Source organism: Methylotenera sp. G11, from assembly GCF_000799735.1.
GTDB lineage: Bacteria > Pseudomonadota > Gammaproteobacteria > Burkholderiales > Methylophilaceae > Methylotenera.
Genome location: NZ_JUHH01000001.1, coordinates 113,076 through 133,058 on the forward strand (window position 1 = coordinate 113,076; position 19,983 = coordinate 133,058).

21 protein-coding genes are annotated in these 19,983 nt (G+C 53.8%); 17 read left to right on the top strand and 4 right to left on the bottom strand.

Translation table 11 applies throughout. From position 1 onward, the window contains the following. The first annotated feature begins 90 nt into the window (after positions 1–90). From GQ51_RS00580 to GQ51_RS00630, 10 genes are all read left to right on the top strand, one after another. Complete coding sequence (locus tag GQ51_RS00580; protein ID WP_047548477.1) at positions 91–1,164, top strand: LLM class flavin-dependent oxidoreductase; 1,074 nt, start codon at positions 91–93, stop codon at positions 1,162–1,164. 19 nt (positions 1,165–1,183) lie between these two features. Continuing rightward, complete coding sequence (locus GQ51_RS00585) at positions 1,184–2,344, top strand: LLM class flavin-dependent oxidoreductase (RefSeq protein ID WP_047548480.1); 1,161 nt, start codon at positions 1,184–1,186, stop codon at positions 2,342–2,344. A 5-nt stretch (positions 2,345–2,349) separates the two neighbouring features. Beyond that, positions 2,350–3,426, top strand: coding sequence for an ABC transporter substrate-binding protein (locus GQ51_RS00590; RefSeq protein ID WP_047548483.1), 1,077 nt, complete (start codon positions 2,350–2,352; stop codon positions 3,424–3,426). A gap of 33 nt (positions 3,427–3,459) precedes the next feature. Further along, positions 3,460–4,176: a class II aldolase/adducin family protein gene (locus tag GQ51_RS00595; RefSeq protein ID WP_047548484.1), complete on the top strand. Its 717-nt coding sequence runs from the start codon at positions 3,460–3,462 to the stop codon at positions 4,174–4,176. A 276-nt stretch (positions 4,177–4,452) separates the two neighbouring features. Continuing rightward, a complete protein-coding gene (locus GQ51_RS00605; RefSeq protein WP_047548491.1) occupies positions 4,453–6,252 on the top strand; it encodes a nitrite/sulfite reductase in 1,800 nt (599 codons plus the stop codon). Further along, positions 6,245–6,805, top strand: coding sequence for a DUF934 domain-containing protein (locus GQ51_RS00610; protein ID WP_047548494.1), 561 nt, complete (start codon positions 6,245–6,247; stop codon positions 6,803–6,805). Before GQ51_RS00605 ends, GQ51_RS00610 begins: the two co-directional genes overlap by 8 nt. Positions 6,806–6,873: 68 nt before the next feature. Then, positions 6,874–8,307 carry a cytochrome c oxidase accessory protein CcoG gene (gene ccoG, locus GQ51_RS00615; protein WP_047548497.1) on the top strand — a complete coding sequence of 478 codons (1,434 nt, stop codon included), beginning with the start codon at positions 6,874–6,876 and terminating at the stop codon, positions 8,305–8,307. Positions 8,308–8,441: 134 nt separating this feature from the next. After that, positions 8,442–9,437 (top strand): glycosyltransferase family 2 protein, encoded by a 996-nt coding sequence (locus GQ51_RS00620; RefSeq protein WP_081987059.1) that lies wholly within the window; start codon positions 8,442–8,444, stop codon positions 9,435–9,437. Continuing rightward, a complete protein-coding gene (locus GQ51_RS00625; RefSeq protein WP_047548500.1) occupies positions 9,434–10,165 on the top strand; it encodes a class I SAM-dependent methyltransferase in 732 nt (243 codons plus the stop codon). Before GQ51_RS00620 ends, GQ51_RS00625 begins: the two co-directional genes overlap by 4 nt. Positions 10,166–10,303: 138 nt before the next feature. Beyond that, the gene (locus GQ51_RS00630; protein ID WP_047548503.1) at positions 10,304–11,956 is read left to right on the top strand and encodes an alpha-D-glucose phosphate-specific phosphoglucomutase; all 1,653 of its coding nucleotides are present in this window, start codon (positions 10,304–10,306) and stop codon (positions 11,954–11,956) included. A gap of 70 nt (positions 11,957–12,026) precedes the next feature. Here GQ51_RS00630 and GQ51_RS00635 read toward each other — a convergent pair whose 3' ends face one another. Genes GQ51_RS00635 through iscX form a run of 3 tightly spaced genes read right to left on the bottom strand, consistent with a single transcriptional unit; the run spans position 12,027 to position 13,102 of the window. Next, a complete protein-coding gene (locus tag GQ51_RS00635) occupies positions 12,027–12,503 on the bottom strand; it encodes a retropepsin-like aspartic protease family protein (RefSeq protein ID WP_047548506.1) in 477 nt (158 codons plus the stop codon). Between the two features lie 33 nt (positions 12,504–12,536). Further along, complete coding sequence (locus GQ51_RS00640; RefSeq protein WP_047548510.1) at positions 12,537–12,899, bottom strand: DUF3307 domain-containing protein; 363 nt, start codon at positions 12,897–12,899, stop codon at positions 12,537–12,539. 8 nt (positions 12,900–12,907) lie between these two features. Then, entirely contained in the window at positions 12,908–13,102 is a 195-nt protein-coding gene (iscX, locus tag GQ51_RS00645; protein ID WP_047548513.1) for a Fe-S cluster assembly protein IscX, read from the bottom strand. A gap of 399 nt (positions 13,103–13,501) precedes the next feature. Here iscX and glyA point away from each other — a divergent pair, with 399 nt between their 5' ends. The 7 genes from glyA (at position 13,502) to GQ51_RS00680 (ending at position 19,774) form a co-directional block, all read left to right on the top strand. Continuing rightward, entirely contained in the window at positions 13,502–14,773 is a 1,272-nt protein-coding gene (gene glyA, locus GQ51_RS00650) for a serine hydroxymethyltransferase (protein ID WP_047548516.1), read from the top strand. Between the two features lie 139 nt (positions 14,774–14,912). Continuing rightward, on the top strand, positions 14,913–15,359 hold the full coding sequence (gene nrdR / locus GQ51_RS00655; protein ID WP_047548520.1) for a transcriptional regulator NrdR: 447 nt from the start codon (positions 14,913–14,915) through the stop codon (positions 15,357–15,359). A gap of 35 nt (positions 15,360–15,394) precedes the next feature. Then, the gene (locus GQ51_RS00660; protein ID WP_047548523.1) at positions 15,395–15,772 is read left to right on the top strand and encodes a hypothetical protein; all 378 of its coding nucleotides are present in this window, start codon (positions 15,395–15,397) and stop codon (positions 15,770–15,772) included. 18 nt (positions 15,773–15,790) lie between these two features. Beyond that, positions 15,791–16,909 (top strand): bifunctional diaminohydroxyphosphoribosylaminopyrimidine deaminase/5-amino-6-(5-phosphoribosylamino)uracil reductase RibD, encoded by a 1,119-nt coding sequence (ribD, locus tag GQ51_RS00665; RefSeq protein WP_047548527.1) that lies wholly within the window; start codon positions 15,791–15,793, stop codon positions 16,907–16,909. Positions 16,910–16,926: 17 nt separating this feature from the next. After that, positions 16,927–17,739, top strand: a complete 813-nt coding sequence (locus GQ51_RS00670; RefSeq protein ID WP_047553436.1) for a TatD family hydrolase — start codon at positions 16,927–16,929, stop codon at positions 17,737–17,739. A gap of 255 nt (positions 17,740–17,994) precedes the next feature. Further along, positions 17,995–19,098 carry an S-methyl-5-thioribose-1-phosphate isomerase gene (gene mtnA, locus GQ51_RS00675; protein WP_047548530.1) on the top strand — a complete coding sequence of 368 codons (1,104 nt, stop codon included), beginning with the start codon at positions 17,995–17,997 and terminating at the stop codon, positions 19,096–19,098. 19 nt (positions 19,099–19,117) lie between these two features. Continuing rightward, the gene (locus tag GQ51_RS00680; protein ID WP_047548533.1) at positions 19,118–19,774 is read left to right on the top strand and encodes a class II aldolase/adducin family protein; all 657 of its coding nucleotides are present in this window, start codon (positions 19,118–19,120) and stop codon (positions 19,772–19,774) included. A gap of 53 nt (positions 19,775–19,827) precedes the next feature. Here the strand turns inward: GQ51_RS00680 and GQ51_RS12090 are convergent, their stop codons facing one another. Then, entirely contained in the window at positions 19,828–19,959 is a 132-nt protein-coding gene (locus tag GQ51_RS12090; protein WP_081987060.1) for a DUF3149 domain-containing protein, read from the bottom strand. Positions 19,960–19,983 lie beyond the last annotated feature (24 nt).

The window sequence follows — 19,983 nt, forward strand, 5'->3', positions numbered from 1 at the left end:
CCTGATATTGGCATGCATCCTGCAATTTTAAGTGCATTGTCGCTATATTTTTGTAGCTAACGGATTCAGATTAACTTAAGGAGCCAATGCATGACGACTGAATTTTTATGGCAATTACCGACCAGCGGTGATGGCCGCTATGGGAACAGTAAAAAAGAACGCCGCGGTGAACGCAGTTCAGCCCGCCACCCTTATTCGGAAGGGGTGACTGACCCGCGCGGTCTGAATTTTAACTATTTTGATTACCTGCACCAGGTAGCCCGTGCTGCCGAGCTTGCCGGCTTTGAAGGAATCCGTATCCCTGAAGACATCAATGGCGATGAGCCTTGGATCGTTGCCGGCTATGTTGCGCGCGGCAGCAGGCATTTAAAGCTGTTGACCGAGTTTGACGCTTCGCGCGGCTCTTCGGTATATGCCGCAAAGAACACCGTAAGTTACCAGCGCTTCACTGATGGCCGGTTTGCATGGCAGATCAGCGCTGGCGGCAATGCGCAGCATCGCCGCTCATTGGGCGATTTTGCCGCAGATGATGAAATCATCCCGCGTATCGAGGAGTTCGTGACAGTTGCCCGCGGCGTGCTGACGCAGGCTCCTTACACCTTCAAAGGTAAATATTTCGAGGTGTTGAATGGCGGCTTCCAGGGTGCGCTGGCTAACCATAAAGTACCGCCGGTATATCTATCCGGCAATAGCAGCGAAGCATTGGCACTTTCTGCAAGAAGCGCTGATGTACATATTTTTGACGCTGCAGGTGTGGATGAGATCAGGCAACAGGTCGATGGATTAACTACGCTTGCCAGGCAGCATGGACGCAAGCTCGGTTTTGGCCTGCGTATCGATATCGTTGCGCGTGAAACGGAGCAGGAGGCCATTTCTGACGCACATAGGTTCCGTGAGCAGTCAGCTAACAAAAACGGCAGCCATGCCCAGCTTGCAGGCAGGCATCTATGGGCAGGGCTTTCAGCAGACATTACCGGCGCCAGCGCTACCCTGGTAGGCAGTTATGCGCAGGTCACGCAGGCGCTGGTTGATTACGCATCAGCCGGCATCACGAGCTTTCTGCTTTCATCGGTTCCCCATTTTGAAGAGGCCTGCCGCCTGGGGGAATACGTATTGCCTGCTGTTCGCGCTCAAATCGCACGTGACCAACGCCGTGCGGCTTAATTAACTAAAGGAATATTTTATGACTATTGATGTTTTTTGGCGTATCCCGACTCACGGGGAACCCAGTTCACACCGCAACCGTACTCCGCATCGCGGCGACTGGTTCCCGGGTGACGATTCCAAGGCTGAGTCCGGCAGCGTGGGCAAAGGAAGCAACGGTGCGAACTACATAGATTACATTGCCGAGATCGCACATGCTGCAGAGATTTCAGGTTTCCAGGGCGGGCTGATCCCATCGTTCCCGATGACGGATGAACCGTGGGTGATTTCTTCATTGCTGGCACGTGAGACCTCTACTTTCCGTTTCATGATCCCATTCCAGCCTGGCTTCCTGAACCCGGTCGTGGCTGCGAGAATGACCGCGAGCCTGCAGCGTGCGACCGGCGGCCGCGCCTTGTATAACATCATTACCGGTGGTGGTGGCCCGGCACAGTTATGGTGGGGTGATTCCGCATCGCATGATGACCGCTATGGCCGCACAACCGAGTTTCTGGATGTATTGAAAGGTGTCTGGAACGGCGGCCCGTTCTCGTATCAGGGCAAGTTCTATCAGGTGGAAGATGCCGGTCTGGCCGATCCCTTATCCAAAGAAGAATATCCTGAGATCTATTTTTCAGGTTCATCCGATGCAGCGCTCGCTTCCGCCTCCAGGCATGCGGATTATTACCTGACCTGGCTGGAGCCGTTTGACCAGCTGCGCGAGAAATTCGACCGCGTGAAGACGCGTACGCAAATCCTGGGCCGCAAGATCAAATGCGCCATTCGCGTAGACATTATTGCACGCCCGACAGAGGAGGAGGCCTGGGCCGAGATTGAAAAAGGCTTTAACAGCCTGAGCCGCGAGGCTTTGGATAAGTTCCAGAATCCGGACGGCAGCGATTCCGTAGGCGCTGCACGCCAGCGCGGCAACCGCCCGACCACGATCAACAGCTATAAAGACCTGATTATCGAGCCCAATGTCTGGTCTGGCTTCAGCTTGCTGCGCGGCGGACAGACTAACGGTATTGTCGGCAGTTACGAGCAGGTGGCGGAACGGCTTGACGAGCTGGTGGCCTTAGGCGCTGACGCATTCATTCTGGCCAGCACCCCGCATCTGGAAGAAGCGTATCGTGTCGGTGAAGAAGTGCTGCCGCTGCTGCGCGGTAAAACCGATACTGCAATCCTGCGTGCGGTGGGTTAATCGATATGGCAAACCAATTATCGTCATCTCAGGCTGATGCATCAGCGCTGAAGGAAATCTGGTTTACCCGCTGCCCGGTACCCACGGCAACCGGCCTGGCATATAAACTGGGGTGGCTGCAGGATGAGTTCGCAGGCGATGGCATATCGGTGGCAACCATACAGGACGCACCGAAAGCACTGGCGCGCCATCATTACGACCATGAAATCAGCAGCCTGATCCGCGAGGGCGGCAGCCTACTGGCGCTTGCGGCAAAAGCGCAGGGGGCGAGGACAAAGCTCATCGGCCTGACATGGATAGATGAATGGCAGGTGATCCTGGTGCGGCCTGGTTCCGGCATCAGCAAACCGGCTGACTTGAAAGGCCTGCGCGTGGCCTTACCCGCTTATGTAGCGCGTGAAATTCCTGCCCATGTCCGCGGCAGCAGCATTGCCCGCGGCATGAGCCTGCAAGGCATCAAGGGTGCGCTGGCACATGACGGCCTGACGCTGGATGACGTGAACTTTGTCGAGGTGGGTTCCGGCCAGGAGACCGGGGCTGGCTTGGGCAACCTGTGGGAAGGGCTGGAATATCTGGCGCGCGGCGAAGTGGATGCGGTTTATGTCAAAGGCGCCTCTGCGGTAGATGCAGCCAAGCGCTACGGTGCAGTGGTGGGTATCGACATCGATCACTTTACCGACCGCAGGTACCGCGTCAATAACGGCACGCCGAGGCCTATCACCGTGCATGAAGATTTCATTGAAAACCACTTTGATCTTTTAGTGCGGTTTCTGGCGCAGACCTTGCGTGCCGCAGATTGGGCGGCGTCTGATCTGGCAGGCGTGCATGCCATATTGAAAAGTGAGACGCGCTCCGGTGATGAGGGTGTCGCCACCGCATACCGCAACGGGTTTCATCATTCATTGCAGCCGACCCTATCCGGAGAGTTGCTGGATCTATTCAGGATACAGAAGAATTTCACACTGCTGCATGGGGTGTTGGACCGTGATTTTGATCTGGATGCATGGATCGATCCACGTCCATTGGCTGCTGCCCGGCAGTGGCTGGATGCACATGATCAAACGCAGGTAAAAGCTGCGTGATTTTTTATTTATTCATATTCAAGGAGTTTTAAAATGGGAAAGATTGATACCGAATTAGCCGCCGATGTAACGGCATTTGCACAGAACGTAGCGCGCGAGGCGGCTCATGCCTTTAAGGTGCTGCGTGAGACGGATACGACAACGGCCTACGGCACAGTAGGTTTTACCGTGCGCGTTCCGGGGCATGAGAAACTGGTGGTGGTGAACGATCCCGGCCCATGGGATAGAGGTGCTGAAATCACGCCGGCAATCATCGGCTTTGACGGTACTGTCTATGCCGGGCACCACACTGGCGGCAAGCGCTATAACAAACTGTTCATCGAGCGTCCTGAAGTCAGCATCATTTCACATGTCCACACCCTGTACCTGGCGGCGTGGGGGCAAACGCACCGTACTTTCCCTATCAATTATGTTGCGCTGAACCGTCACCACCTCGTGCGTGAACTCCCGGTCTACATCAACCGCCTGCAACCGGAAGTGGATTTTATCGTCGAAAAAGTAAATGAGAACCCGCACAATTTTGCCATCGTGGAAGCCAACGGCGGCGGCACCGTCTGGGGCAAGGCCGGTATCCGCGAGCTGACGGATACCATCATCCTGCTTGAAGAGGCGGCACGCTTGCAGCTGCTGGCTGAGGCTGTAGGCGGCTCACGTAATTATGGCGCCGGTGCACTGCGGCAGAACTGGAAGATGACGGGTCTGTTCGATGAAGCCAAGACCCTTGGTTTGCTGCCGATCACGGATATTTAATCCCTGCTGAATGGCCTCCCGGCGATTCAGGTGATTTCAATCGCCTGATTGCCGGGAGGCAACTTCTTGATTTGCATGCCCGTGCCCGCCTTCGGGGGCTTGATCTGCCATCATAGAGTGGTTCAAAACCGTCTGGTAAACGCGTGGTGGTTCCTTCCCATCTGTTATGCTTTTTTTTAGCGCAACTGTCTCTGTTGTAAAAACCGGCAAATCTATATCTTGATCACTGTTAAAACAACCCGGCATTTCAGTCAGCCGGAAATTTAAGGTGATGGCATGTATATCTATGATGAAATTGACCAGAGGCTGGTAGAGCAGCGCGTTGCGCAATTCAGGGGGCAGACGCAGCGGTTCCTGAAAGGCCAGCTGACAGAGGAGGAGTTCCGCGTTCTGCGGTTGCAGAATGGCCTGTATATCCAGCGCCATGCGCCTATGCTGCGGGTTGCCATTCCCTATGGCATGTTAACTTCAAAACAGCTGCGGACACTGGCTTATGTCGCCCGCCGCTGGGATAAGGGTTATGGCCATTTGACCACCAGGCAGAATATCCAGTTTAACTGGCTGCGGCTGGAAGATGCCCCCGATGTGCTGGCCAAGCTTGCAACGGTGCAGATGCATGCGATCCAGACCAGCGGGAATTGCATCCGCAATACCACCACGGATCACTTCGCCGGCGTTGCTGCTGATGAACTCATCAATCCCCTGGTCTGGTGCGAAATCATCCGCCAATGGTCGATGCTGCATCCTGAATTCGCATTCCTGCCCCGTAAATTCAAAATCGCAGTGAGCGGATCCATGACCGACCGGGCTGCCGTCGGCGTACATGATATCGGCCTGCAGGCTGTAGAGCGCAATGGAATATTCGGTTTCAGGGTTTTCGTAGGCGGCGGTTTAGGCAGGACGCCGATCGTAGGCAAACTCATCAAACCTTTTGTGGAGTGGCAGGATTTGTTGACCTACCTGCAAGCCACGCTGCGGGTGTACAACCTGCATGGAAGGCGCGATAACAAATACAAGGCGCGCATCAAGATACTGGTGAAAGACCTGACGCCGGAAGTGTTCGCGCATGAAGTCGATGCGCAATGGCAGCTGATCAAAGGCGGCCCGGATACCGTAAGCGAAGCGTTTGTAACAAGCATCGCAGGCAAATTCAGGTGGCCGGAATACGACCTGGATACTGAAATCAGCGAGACATTCTATTTCAGCCAGTTATCAGCCGACGCGAAATTCAATCGCTGGTCGCGCACCAACGTCCATCCCCATAAAGTGTCCGGATATGCATCGGTCACCATTTCATTAAAGGCAACCGGTGCGCCTCCCGGTGACATTAGCGCAGACCAGATGGATGCGGTAGCCGACCTGGCTGAGAAGTATGGTTTCGGTGAGCTGCGCATCTCCCACGAGCAGAACATCATCATGCCGGATGTCAGGAAAAGCGATCTTTACATGCTGTGGCAGGAGTTGCAGCTGCTGAGCCTGGCTACGCCGAATATCGGATTCATTACCGATATCATTGCCTGCCCGGGCGGGGATTACTGCAGCCTGGCGAATGCGGTCACGCTGCCGATTGCAGAAGCCATACAAAGCAGGTTTTCCGATCTTGATTATATCTACGATATTGGCGAGCTGGACCTCAATCTGTCCGGCTGCATGAATTCCTGCGGCCACCACCATATCGGGCATATCGGCATACTGGGTGTCGATAAAGCCGGGGAGGAGTGGTACCAGATCACGATAGGCGGCAGGCAAAGCGGGGCGCTGGACAATCACCTCGGTCATGGCCTGGCTCATCGCGCCCGGGCTGATGCAGGCGCTGGCGGTTCAGGAACTGACAGCGCTGGAGCCAATGGCGCCGGCGCTGCAATCGGGCGGGTGATTGGGCCTTCATTTGCCCGTGAACAGATACCGGATGTGATCTCCCGCCTGATAAACACCTATCTGAGGCTGCGCGACAGTGAAGAGGAGCGGTTTGTCGATGCGGTGCATAGGCTTGGAATCGAGCCATTCAAGAAAGATGTCTATGCCGATCCTTTATTTTCCAAATCTTTGACTTTATCGAAAGAGACCCATGTTTGAGGTGACCCCAAGGCTGCTGCGTAACGGCCAAATTGAGTTGAATGAAGCGCTTTTGTTCGATGCAGGCGCTGAAACGAACGGTTCTGAAATCAATGGTTTTTCAGGCATCCCGCCTGACCAGAAGCATTGGATGATGCGACTGGATGCCTGGCTGGAAAAGCGTGAGCTCTTATTAAACCGCAGATTTCCGGTCGGCATATTCATTTCGTCCGACACGGATCTGGCCGCTACATTAGGTAAGCAGGGCGCTCTGCTGCAAACCGGGCTGTTTCAAACCGCGGATGTCGCATTTATTGCGATTGATTTCCCAAGTTATACCGATGGCCGTGGTTATTCCTTAGCCCAGCTGATTAAAAGCATTTACGGCTGGCACGGAGAATTGAGGGCGGTCGGCGACGTCATGATAGACACGGTCTTTTATATGGCAAGGTGCGGCTTTGACAGCTTCCTGATTAAAGAAGGGCATGATCCCCAGCTGGCATTGGAAGCGCTGGGTACTTTTACCGAGCCGTATCAGAAGTCCTATCAGTTGCCGGGCGTGCCCCTCAGTTAAACGCATCGGTCACGGCCAGACCCAGGGGTGTGGGTTTGAATAATGCAATCATCAAGTAAGGAAACAGCATGACAACAGCTAGCAAGCCATCAAGGAAAGTGATTCCAATCGCAAGCGATCATTCGGCAGATAAGTTGAGGCCAACCTATGAAGCGCAGCACAAGATATATCCACGCAATATATCCGGCATCTTCAAGAACTGGCGCTGGATCATGATCTGGGTTACGCAGATCGTGTTCTACGGCACGCCCTGGCTGATGTGGAATGACAGGCAGGCGATGCTGCTCGACGTCAGCACGCATCGTTTTTACATTTTTGGTCTGGTGCTATACCCTCAGGATCTGATATACCTTGTCATTATCCTGATTATCTCTGCACTGGCATTGTTCCTTTTTACGGCGGTTGCCGGGCGATTATGGTGCGGTTTTTCGTGCCCGCAATCCGTGTATACCGAAATATTCTTATGGATGGAACGCAAGATTGAAGGGGACCGCGCTGCCCGCATGCGCCTGGACAGTATGCCCTTCGGTTTCAGGAAGTTTTATAAGAAATTCCTGAAACACGCCGCCTGGATCGGTTTTTCAATGGCGACCGGGTTTACTTTCCTTGGCTACTTTTCGCCGGTGCGGGATCTGCTGGATAACATCATCCAGTATCGATTAAGCCCATGGGAAACATTCTGGATCTGTTTTTATGGCTTTGCCACTTACGGCAATGCCGGTTTCCTGCGTGAACAGGTCTGCAGGCACATGTGTCCATACGCCCGCTTCCAGAGCGCCATGTTTGACAATGACACCCTCATCGTGACTTATGACCAGGCGCGCGGCGAGCCACGCAGTGGCCGTTCGCGCAGCGTGGATGCGAAAAAGGAAGGCCTGGGTGACTGTATCGATTGCAGCTTCTGCGTGCAGGTATGCCCGGTTGGGATCGATATCAGGAATGGCCTGCAGTATGAGTGCATCAGCTGCGGCCTCTGTGTTGACGCATGCAACAGCATCATGGACAAGATGCAATACCCACGAGGCTTGATTAGGTTTTCGACCCAGAATGGCGTTGAGAAACATTGGTCACAGCGTGAGATCATCAGGAAAATATTACGTCCGCGCGTACTGATCTATAGCGGACTGTTAATCCTGCTGTCTTTAGGGCTGGTATTCTCCCTGTCGATACGCCCGGCGTTCAAGGTCGATGTCAACCGTGACCGTGGCGTCATGTCACGCATGGCTCCCGGAGGCATGGTGGAAAACGTATATCAGATACAATTGACCAATGTGACGGAAAGCCAGCACGCTTACAGGGTATCGGTGCATGGCCTGCAGGGCGTCTCGATCGCTTCAGAAACCGAGTTTACCGTCAATCCGGCAAGTGAAAGACTGGTCGCCGTGCGCTTGCAGATTGCCGACGGGTCAATCCGCAGAGGCACGCATCCCATTATGTTTGACGTTGAATCCGTTAACTCTAAAGAGCATGTGAAGCAGAAATCCAGTTTTTACATGCCCTGATGATTAAACGGTGCGTCAACCCCGGCTTCCCAAGACGGTAAAGCGCCAGGTCTGGCCTGGCCGCAGTTTTCCGGAGTTGACTTCAATGGCAGTAGCGTGTCTACTAGTGTACGAGTGTAAAAAAAGAACTTCTGATGACACCTGTAAATCCACCGCTACTTTCGGTCATTGTCTGCGTTTATAACGAGGCACTGGTATTGCAGCAATTCTTCGCGCGCTTGCTGCCGGTTGTTGAAGCGGTCGCGCAGGGGGATTATGAGCTGGTCTGTGTCGATGATGGCAGCACGGACGACTCGTTATCCATATTGATGCAGATGGCGGAAGCCAACCCCAGGCTGCGCGTGGTCGAGCTGTCGCGCAATTTCGGCAAGGAGGCCGCGCTGACTGCCGGCATTGAATATGCCACCGGCCAGGCGGTCATCCCGATCGATGCAGATTTGCAGGATCCGCCGGAGCTGATCCATGCGTTGGTCGCACAATGGCAGAAAGGCGCGGATGTAGTGCTCGCCCGGCGCAGCAACCGGGATTCCGATTCATTGTTAAAACGCCAGAGTTCACAGTGGTTTTACCGTCTTTATAACAAATTATCCAATACGCATTTGCCGGACAACGTCGGTGATTTTCGCTTGATGGACCGCATGGTGGTAGATGCGGTGCGTGCATTGCCGGAGCGCCAGCGATTCATGAAAGGTATTTTTGCCTGGGTTGGATTCAAGACCGTGACTGTAGACTACACGCGTGCGCCGCGGGTAGGGGGTAAAACCAAATTTACAGGATGGCGGCTTTGGAATTTCGCGCTGGAGGGGATCACCAGTTTTACCACAGTGCCTTTAAGGGTCTGGACTTATATCGGCCTGATCGGTGCCGGCCTGTCTGCCGCCTATGCCTGTTTTATCATCCTGCGCACACTGATTTCGGGGGTCGACGTGCCTGGCTACGCTTCACTGCTGGTCGCGGTTCTGTTCATGGGCAGCATGCAGCTCGTGAGCGTCGGATTGATCGGTGAATATATCGGGCGCCTTTATGTCGAGGCCAAGCAGCGGCCGATTTTCATCGTTCGCCGTACGGTAGGCTTTGATCCCGCCGTGGGCGGGAGTGATGCCCACGAAGCGCGTCATGGCGCAGCATGAATCCTGAAGTCTACCTGCAGATGGAGTCAGTGGAACGTGAGCACTGGTGGTTCCAGGGCAGGCGGGCGATCATTTCACATGTGATCGGCAAGATGGATCTGCCGCAGAACCCTGCGATCCTGGAAGCCGGGTGCGGTACTGGCGGTAACCTCGCAATACTTTCTCAATTAGGCGCCACCTGCGCATTCGAGATGAATGATGCCGCATTGGATATCGCGCTCAAGAACGCATGCGGCGCAGAAATCCACCGTGGGCAGCTGCCCGATGCCGTGCCGTTCCAAGGGCGGCAGTTTGACCTGATCTGCATGTTCGATGTGCTGGAACACATCGCGGATGATGTGCTGGCTGTCGAGGCGCTGTCGCACCGGCTGGCGCCGGATGGCTATCTTTTTGTGACGGTGCCTGCGCTGCCCATGCTGTGGAGTGAGCATGACGTCAAGCTCCATCATCACCGGCGCTATGCGCGCGGGCAGCTGATGCGGGTGATGGAGCAGGCCGGGCTGGCGGTGTCATGGGTTTCATATTTTAATTTCTCTTTGCTGCCGGTTGCGGTAGCCAGTCGTTTATATGCAAAGATACGCGGCATCCGGCCTACCGGTGATGAATTGCCGCCCGCATTCGTAAACCGTGTGTTTGCCGGCATGCTTTCCATGGAAAGACATATGCTTTTCCCGGGGCGCCTGCCGATAGGCCTGTCGCTTGCTGCAGTGGTACGCCACCGGCGGTGATAAGGGCTGCGGTTGCATTGGTTCACAGCCCGGCTGCCTGTCCTGGTGCCGTCATTTTTATAAATCAATGATGAACAGTTGTTGAGTTCATCAACATCATTTATATTGTCTTCAATGATGTTGACATGAGTAGATGCGATGAAAGTTAACCTGATTCCCACCCAAGCTTTTAATGACCAGAAACCCGGCACTTCCGGGTTACGCAAAAAAGTTAAAGTTTTTCAGCAGCCTAATTATCTGGAAAACTTCGTACAAAGTTTTTTTGATACGCTGACCGTGCCGGCCAACGCTACGCTGGTAGTCGGCGGTGACGGGCGTTACCACAATCGCCATGCGATCCAGACCATCATCCGCATGGCTGCCGCGAATGGCTTCTCACGCGTTCTTGTCGGCCAGGCCGGCATACTGTCTACGCCTGCGGCATCGCATGTCATCCGCAAATACCGCACATTCGGCGGCATGGTGCTATCTGCCAGCCATAACCAGGGCGGCGTGAACGGTGACTTCGGCATTAAATACAATATCGGCAATGGCGGGCCGGCACCTGAAAAAATCACGGATGAAGTGTACGCAAAAAGCAAGCTGATTACACAGTATAAAGTTGCCGATGTGCCGGAAGTGAATATCGATGCGATCGGCTGTACTGAATTTTCGGGCGTGAATGCCGGAGAGACGTTCACGGTGGAAATCATCGACGCGGTGCAGGATTATGCTGACCTGATGCAGAGCCTGTTTGATTTTCCCGCGATCAGGAAACTGCTGGCGAATGGTTTCGAGATGAAGTTTGATGCCATGCATGCGGTCACCGGGCCTTATGCCAAAGAAATCCTGGTGAACCGGCTGGGCGCATCCGCAGACAGCCTCATGAACTGTGAGCCATCAGAGGATTTCGGCGGCGGCCATCCCGACCCGAACTTAACTTATGCTGAAGACCTGGTGAACATCATGTTTGCCGGCGAGGATGCACTGGACTTTGGTGCGGCATCGGACGGTGACGGTGACCGCAACATGATACTTGGTCAGAATTTCTTCGTGACGCCTTCAGACAGCCTGGCAGTTCTGGCAGCAAATGCAACGCTGGTGCCGGCTTATGCAGGCGGCCTTGCGGGTGTGGCCCGTTCGATGCCGACCAGCGGCGCGGTGGACAGGGTTGCCGCCAAGCTGAATATCCCATGTTTTGAAACGCCCACCGGCTGGAAGTTCTTCGGCAACCTGATGGATGCCGGCAAGGTCACCCTGTGCGGTGAAGAAAGCTTTGGCACCAGCTCCAGCCATGTGCGCGAGAAAGACGGTTTGTGGGCGGTATTATTCTGGCTCAATATCATTGCTGCCAGGAAGCAGGGCGTAGAGGCGATATTGACTTCACACTGGCGCGAATTTGGCCGCAATGTGTATTCACGCCATGATTATGAATCCATCCCGACCGATGCCGCCAATAGCGTGATCGCGCATATCAAATCGCAGTTCAGTGCTTTGCCGGGCCAGGGTTTCGGCCGCTATACAGTGAGCAGCTGCGATGATTTCAGCTACCTGGACCCGATCGATGGTTCGGTCAGCACTAACCAGGGTACGCGTATCCTGTTTACCGACGGTTCCCGTATCGTGTTCAGGCTGTCCGGAACCGGAACAGAGGGTGCAACCTTGCGTATCTACCTGGAAGCATTTGAACCGGATAGCGCCAAACATTATCTCGATGCACAGGTCGCACTGGCAGAAATGATCCAGATTGCGCTGCAGATCTCGCAGCTGGCGGAAAGAACCGGCCGCACTGCGCCAACCGTCATTACTTAGAGCGTTTGCAAGTGATTTGAATGGGGGCTGGCGATCAGGCAACCCCATTCAAACCATGGAACTGTTCCGCTTATTCGTAGACCTGGCTGATGGTCATCTCGCCTTTGTACAGCCGGACATCCATTCTCCCCAGAAACGACATGCCGAGCAGCACATCGCCATCCAGGCCGGGAGCGATCATTGCCGCAACATTGTTGGCACTCACCCCGCCAATCTTTACTGACTCCAGGCGTACCATGTAAGCTATGCTCTCACCATTGGCGGTAGTGGTGCGCACGGCGTTGATGCTTCTGAGCTTGAGCCGGTCTGCGACTTTCTGTGATATCGCTACCCCGGTGGCGCCCGTGTCAACCAGCACATTTACTTTTTCGCCGTTGATGAGCGCTTCGCTGCGGTAATGCCCATCCGGGCCGCGCTTCAGCACGACCGAATCAGCATTGCCCAGGCGGCTGAGTTTGTTCGGGTTCTGTATGTTATCGGCAAAGTAATAGATCAACGCCGCCAAGCTTAGCCACACGATTAACGAGATGAATGTATTCTTGGTCATGGGTGTGAACGTGCTAAGGGCGGGTTGGGCGCATCAGGCCCTGAATGCCCACCAGACAATGGCGAAGTAGGTGAGATGGTGCAGCAGCTGGTCTAAACCCAGTAAAAACCAGAACCATTCGCTGTTGTCGGCATTCAGTTTGAATTTTTTATTGATGTTCATCTTTGCCCAGTCGATATGGTAGTGAACCGCGAGGTCAGCCAGCGCCAGCACCCATGCATCGTTCACCTGCAATACACTCAGCACGAGATAGGTGCCGGCGCCATGGATCGCGGCGTGCGTCAGGCCGCCCAGGTGCCCATAGCTGGCTTTGTTCTGGTACATCCACGGATGCGCCTGCAACGGGAAGTCACAGATAAAGTGTTTGATGAACAGCCATAACAGGGTTTCAAACATGCGGGTGCTTATGCTGCTTCGTCAATCCACGCGAGCTGTATGGCTTCCAGAATGCGTTCGCCGCAATGGTCTGCCGCATCGTTAAAGCCGTCCAGATGCATGACCCATTCCATCAGGTCGGTAAAACGTATGGTCTTGGGATCGGTGTCGGGAAACTTGTCGTAGAGTGCTTCTGCAATAGCCTGGCTATCTGTCCATTTCATATCGGTATTCCTTTTGATTGATTTAGTGCAATTATAGTCCTGTAGCCGACATGCAACAAAATATGAAAATATTTTTATGGAATGACAATTTGTAGAACGGTAAAAAAAGCCCGCAGTGCCTGAAAAGGCAGTGCGGGCGAGGTGAGCGTTATTTTGGAGAAGTACGCAATTGAATATATGCAAGACTGATGCCAAGTATTAGTTTCATATGATTCAGTCACTTAGTGTGTTTCATGGTGATTCCTCATGCACCAATTTAAACCAGGCTGGTTGAATTCAGCCATGATTATTGAGTGACGTTACGTGTTTTGAATATTAATGGAGGCTTTAACGTTGCGGCGTTGGCGTGGTAAAATGCAACAGCTTCTTTTTATTCAAATATTTGGAAAACTAAAAACCATGTCACTTGCTTCACCAAATCAGGCACCATTTAACTACGCAAATACCTTAAACAAAGCCGATCCTGCTTTATGGGGCATGATCGAGCAAGAGGTTGTGCGTCAGCATGAACATATCGAGTTGATTGCCTCTGAAAACTACACCAGCCCGGCAGTGATGCAGGCACAGGGTTCTCAGCTCACCAATAAGTATGCTGAGGGTTATCCGGGTAAACGCTTTTACGGCGGCTGTGAATTTGTAGACCAGGTCGAGCAGCTGGCGATTGATCGCCTGAAAGCGCTTTACGGTGCCGAATATGCCAACGTGCAGCCGCACTCAGGCTCACAGGCCAATCAGGCCGTTTATTTCTCCATCCTGAAACCGGGCGATACGGTCATGGGCATGAACCTGGGTCATGGCGGGCATTTGACCCACGGCTCACCGGCCAACCTTTCCGGCAAACTGTTCAATATCGTGCCTTATGGCCTGAACGATAAAGAGGAAATTGATTACGACGAGATGGAGCGCATTGCCGTTGAATGCAAACCTAAACTTCTGATCGGCGGCGCTTCTGCTTACGCCTTGCGCTTTGACTGGGCGCGCATGGCCGAGATCGCGAAAAAAGTAGGGGCTTATTTCATGGTGGATATGGCGCATTATTCAGGCCTGATTGCCGCCGGTGTTTATCCGAACCCGGTGCCGCATGCTGATTTTGTGACTTCAACCACTCACAAAACGCTGCGTGGGCCACGCGGCGGTATCATTCTTGCCAGGGCCGAGTTCGAAAAATCATTGAACTCCAATGTATTCCCAAGCCTGCAAGGCGGCCCGCTGATGCACGTGATCGCAGCAAAGGCGACTGCGTTCCTTGAAGCATCACAGCCTGAATTCAAAACCTATCAGGCACAAGTGCTGAAAAATGCACAGGCGATGGCGGAAACGCTGGCCAGTCGTGGTTTACGCATTATCTCAGGCCGCACCGAGTCACATATGTTCATGGTGGACCTGCGTCCTAAAGGCCTGACTGGCAAGGCTGCCGATGCCGCACTGGGTCTGGCGCATATCACCGTCAACAAGAACGCCATTCCTAACGACCCGGAAAGCCCGTTCGTGACTTCCGGCATCCGTATCGGCGCGCCGGCAATCACTACGCGTGGCTTCAAGGAAGAAGAGGCAAGGCAAGTGGCTAACCTGATTGCCGATGTGCTGGATAACCCGGCTGATGAAGCCGTGATTGCAGCGACAAAAGCTAAAGTGCATGCTTTGACAGCCAGGTTCCCGGTTTACGCTTGAAAACCTGTGAAAGGTGAAATGTGAAAAGTGAAAAGTGTTTAGATGTGAGGCGTAACCTACATAATGAAACTGTTGGTGATTTCCCACGTTTCACATTTCACGTTTCACCCACTGTGTGTTTTTCACGTTTCACGTTATCATGAAATGCCCTTTCTGCGGTGCTGACGATACACAGGTCATTGATTCACGGGTCAATGACGAGGGTGACTCCATTCGCCGCAGGCGTAAGTGCGTGGTCTGCGATAAACGTTTCACGACTTACGAAACGGCAGACCTGCACCTGCCGCAGGTAGTCAAGCAGAATGGCACGCGCGAGGAATTCAAGCGTGATAAATTGCGGCTTTCATTCACGCGTGCGCTGCATAAGCGCCCGGTGCCTACAGAGTATGTAGATAAGGCGCTTGACCATATCACGCAAAAAATCCTGGCGCGCGGTGACCGCGAAGTGCCGGCGCGCGATCTGGGTGAGATGGTCATGCATGAACTAAAAATGATGGATAAAGTCGCTTATATCCGCTTTGCATCGGTATACCGCAGTTTCTCTGATGTGGATGATTTCAGCGATGTCATCCGTGACCTGGATTAACGGCATCATTATCAGGCTATACCTTTGGAGGCTGCATGAAACTGATCAGGAACGCGACAATTGCTTTCGCAGTATTTACATTCATTCTCACGATAGTGTTTTTTACCTGGTGGGCATTCAAGGATAAATTCGTGTTTAACGGCGAGAAGTTTGACCAGGTGAAATGGATACAGCTTGCCACCAGCACTAAAAATGAATGCAAGCGCGGTGACATGGCTTATGACCTGCAGCAGAACATCCTTGCCAGGGGCGCACAGCGCCAGGCTGTCACGGCTTTGCTTGGGCGTCCTGCATTCGAGGATGAAAGCTCGATTGAATATGACCTGGGTAAATGCATGCACGTCTATCATGGCTTGCTCATTTTCTTTGACCAGGATGGCCGCTTGGTCAGCAGCCGCATCTCTTCTCACTAAATTTCACGATATTTCATTATGGCAGTGCCTACCAATCAAGATTTCCGCTGGATGGCGCAGGCGTTGCGCCTTGCCGCGCAGGGTTTGTTCACCACCACCCCTAATCCGCGGGTGGGCTGCGTGATCGTTAAAGATAACCATATGGTCGGATCCGGTGCGCACCTGAAAGCGGGCGAGCCGCATGCGGAGGTGCATGCGTTGCGCCAGGCAGCTGCGCAGGCCGAAGGTGCCGATGTTTATGTGACGCTGGAGCCATGCAGTCACCATGGCAGGACGCCGCCGTGTGTGGAGGCCGTGATTGGCGTAAAGCCCAGGCGCGTGATTATCGCGATGCAGGATCCGAATCCGCTGGTGGCCGGACGCGGCGTTGCCGCGCTACGGGCACTGGGCATAGAGGTGATTGTAGGCGTCATGGAGCATGAGGCGCGTGCCTTGAATGCGGGGTTTATCTCGCGTATGACGCGTGGCTTGCCTTATGTCCGTTCTAAAATTGCAGCGAGCCTGGATGGGCGTACCGCGCTGAACAACGGTAAAAGCCAGTGGATTACGGGTGAACAGGCGCGGCAGGATGTGCAGCAGTGGCGGGCGCAATCTTGCGCCATTATCACCGGTATCGGCACGGTGCTGGCCGATGACCCGAGCATGACGGTGCGGCTCGAAAATACCACGCGGCAACCGCTGCGGGTGATTGTGGATAGCCGCCTGCAGACGCCGCCAGATAGCAAGATCCTGGATCCTGTGATCCTGAAGCATAGCCCGGTACTGGTGGCATACGCGGAAGGCCATCCGCAGCGCGCCGCCAGGCTCATGCAGGCGGGTGCGGAACTCCTGCCGTTGGCTGACCCTGCAAGCAAAGTAGACCTGCAAGGCTTGCTGCGTGCGCTCGCGCAGCGCGGCATCAATGAAGTGCTGGTGGAAGCCGGGCAGGGCCTTAATGGCGCGCTGCTGCATGCAGGCCTGATCGATGAGTTTATTTTCTATTACGCTCCCAAACTGATGGGGGATGCTGCAAAGGCGATGTTTGCGATGCCGGAGCTCACGCAGATGCAGCAAGTGACGGTTCTGCAGCTGCTTGATGTGCGTCAGGTTGGCCGTGATCTGCGGATACAGGCAAAACCTGCCAAGACGCTCACTTAAGGTTTATCCAGTCCATGATGCTCATCGATACACATTGCCATCTTGATGCAGCGGAATTCGATGCGGACCGGGACAGTATTGCCGGGCAGGCCATGCAAAAGGGCATCTGCGGCATCGTGGTGCCGGCTGTGGCGCGAAATAACTTCGACGATGTGATTGCGTTAGGGGCCCGGCACCAGAATTGCGTTTATGCCCTGGGTATTCATCCTATGTATGTTGATGCGGCACAGCCGGAAGACCTGCAAATACTGGAACAATATGTCCGGGATAATGATCCGGTGGCGATCGGTGAAATCGGTCTGGATTATTTTCTGACGAACCCGCGCGATAATCCTGATAATACCGGGCGCCAGCACCTGTTTTTTGTGGAGCAGCTGAATATTGCCCGGCATCACGGGCTGCCGGTGATTCTGCATGTGCGCAATGCCATTGATGATATTCTGAAACAGCTGCGCAAATATAAACTGTCGGGTGGTATCGCGCACGCATTCAACGGCAGTTTTCAGCAGGCGCAGCAATTGATTGACCTGGGTTTTAAGCTTGGGTTTGGCGGTGCCATGACTTACAGCCGCGCATTGAAGATACGTGAGCTGGCTGCGAAACTGCCTTTGGAGGCCATTGTGCTGGAAACGGATGCCCCGGATATACCGCCTGAATGGGTAGGCCGCGGGGGCAGGAATAGCCCTTTGGAATTGCCTGGAATCGCACAGGTTTTAGCCGGATTAAAGCAGCTCAATGTGTCGCAAGTGGTTGATATTACTAGTGCCAATGCCTTAAAAGTTTTGCCGAAAATGGCTGACTTATGCACATCAGTTAAAGTGCTACTTTAACGATTTGTTAAAAACGCTTATTAATCAATGGGTGTTATGTAAGCTATTGATTTATAAAGGTTAAATAATAGATTAAAAAATAGGCGTTTTTAAAAAAACCTTATAAATTGGTATGTTACATTTTGTAATCACAATTATTCACAAAGTTATCCACAGATATTGTGGAGCATTTTTTTCAATTTTTTGAACTCGTTAAAAGTCAACTTTTAAATTAAATTTTTTTAACGCTAAACAGTATAAAAAGTTAGTATTTTTATGTTAGTAGACAATCAGCATTATCGGACGATCTGGCCTGATACCAGCGGAGGTGTCCCATCGGTCAAAATAATAGACCAGACCAGGCTGCCTCATGAGTTTAAGGTGGAAACCATTACCAGCCTTGAGCAGATGGTCGTCGCAATCAAAACGATGCAGGTGCGCGGGGCGCCCTTGATTGGCGCTGCTGCCGCTTATGGCATGGCACTGGCGCTGCTTAATGCGGCTGATGATGCCTATCTGCACATCTCGGCAGAACGGTTGATCGCCAGCAGACCGACTGCGGTGAACCTGAGGTGGGCGGTCGAGCGCATGCTGCTTCGCCTGCTTGCCTTGCCTGAGCAGGCGCGGCGGCAGGCAGCGTGGGATGAAGCCGCATTGATCTGTGAGGACGATGTGCTGCTCAATCAGGCAATCGGCACACATGGCCTGCAACTGATTGAACGGATGCAGGCTGAAAAATGCCGCACGCTCAATATACTGACACACTGCAATGCGGGGTGGCTGGCAACGGTTGATGTTGGTACGGCGCTGGCACCGGTGTATGCGGCACACGATGCCGGCATCGATGTGCATATCTGGGTGGACGAAACCAGGCCGCGCAACCAGGGAGCCAGCCTTACCGCGTGGGAGCTGGCGCAGCACGGTGTGCCCTATACGGTCATCAGTGACAATGCAGGTGGTCATTTGATGCAGCAGGGGCAGGTGGATATGGTGGTCGTAGGCGCGGATCGCGTGACGTCAGCCGGGGATGTATGCAACAAGATCGGCACTTACCTGAAAGCGCTGGCCGCTTTCGACAGTGCCGCATTCGGTCACTGGGTGCCGTTTTATGCGGCGGTGCCATCGCCAACCATAGACTGGAATGTAAGCGATGGCGTCAAAGCGATTGAAATTGAAGAACGCCATGCCGATGAGATGGCATGGATGAGCGGCAGGCTTGCCAGTGGCGAGGTTGCGCGCGTGAATATCCTGCCGCAAGGCGCAAATGTCGCGAATCCGGCATTTGATGTAACACCGGCGCGCCTGGTGACCGGCATCATTACCGAACAGGGCGTATTTGCACCGGACCAGCTGCATATGATGCAGAGAACCCATTTCTAACCGTTCTGGAAAGATAAGCATGCAACAACAGCGGCAGCAATTATTGGATGCCAGCCGGCAATTATGTCACCTGGGTTTGAACCGCGGTACGTCCGGCAATGCTAGCGTGCGGGTCTGTGCTGATGATGGGCAGCCGGGTTTCCTGGTCACGCCGTCCGGCATGGCTGTGGACCGGATGACGGTTGACGATATGGTCTGGATGGATTTTTCCGGGCACTGGCACGGACGCTGCGAGCCCTCCAGCGAGTGGCGCTTCCATTCCGATATCCTGCAGCACAGGCCGGAAATCAATGCAGTGATTCATACGCACAGTATGTTTGCCACCACGCTCAGTACATTCAGGCGTGATATTCCGCCATTTCATTACATGATTGCCGTTGCAGGCGGCGATACGGTACGCTGCGCGCCTTATGCGCTGTTCGGCAGCCAGCTGCTGTCGGATCATGCCCTGGCGGCATTATCCGGGCGCAAGGCATGCCTGCTTGCGAATCATGGCTTGATCGCGATCGGCGCGGATCTGCATCAGGCTTTGCAGGTGGCAGAGGAAGTCGAGACGCTGTGTGAACAGTACCTGCGCGCTTTGCAGGTAGGGGAGCCGCACCTGTTGACGCATGAAGAAATGCAGGAGGTGCATGAAAAATTCAAAAGCTATGGCGCATGGGCCAGGCGGACCTAGCCCATGTGACTGTAACTATGTGACTGTACCCATGTGGCTTAGCCGGGCATGTATTATTTTTTATCGCTGTCCAGCGGCTTTGCCGTCAGGAACAGGCGAAGAAAAAATGCTGCCATGAGCAGTACAAATACGATGACACCCAGGCTTAGCATGCCGGTATATGAGCTGAATAATTCCTTGTACATAATTTAAATCCCCCAGTGTTGATT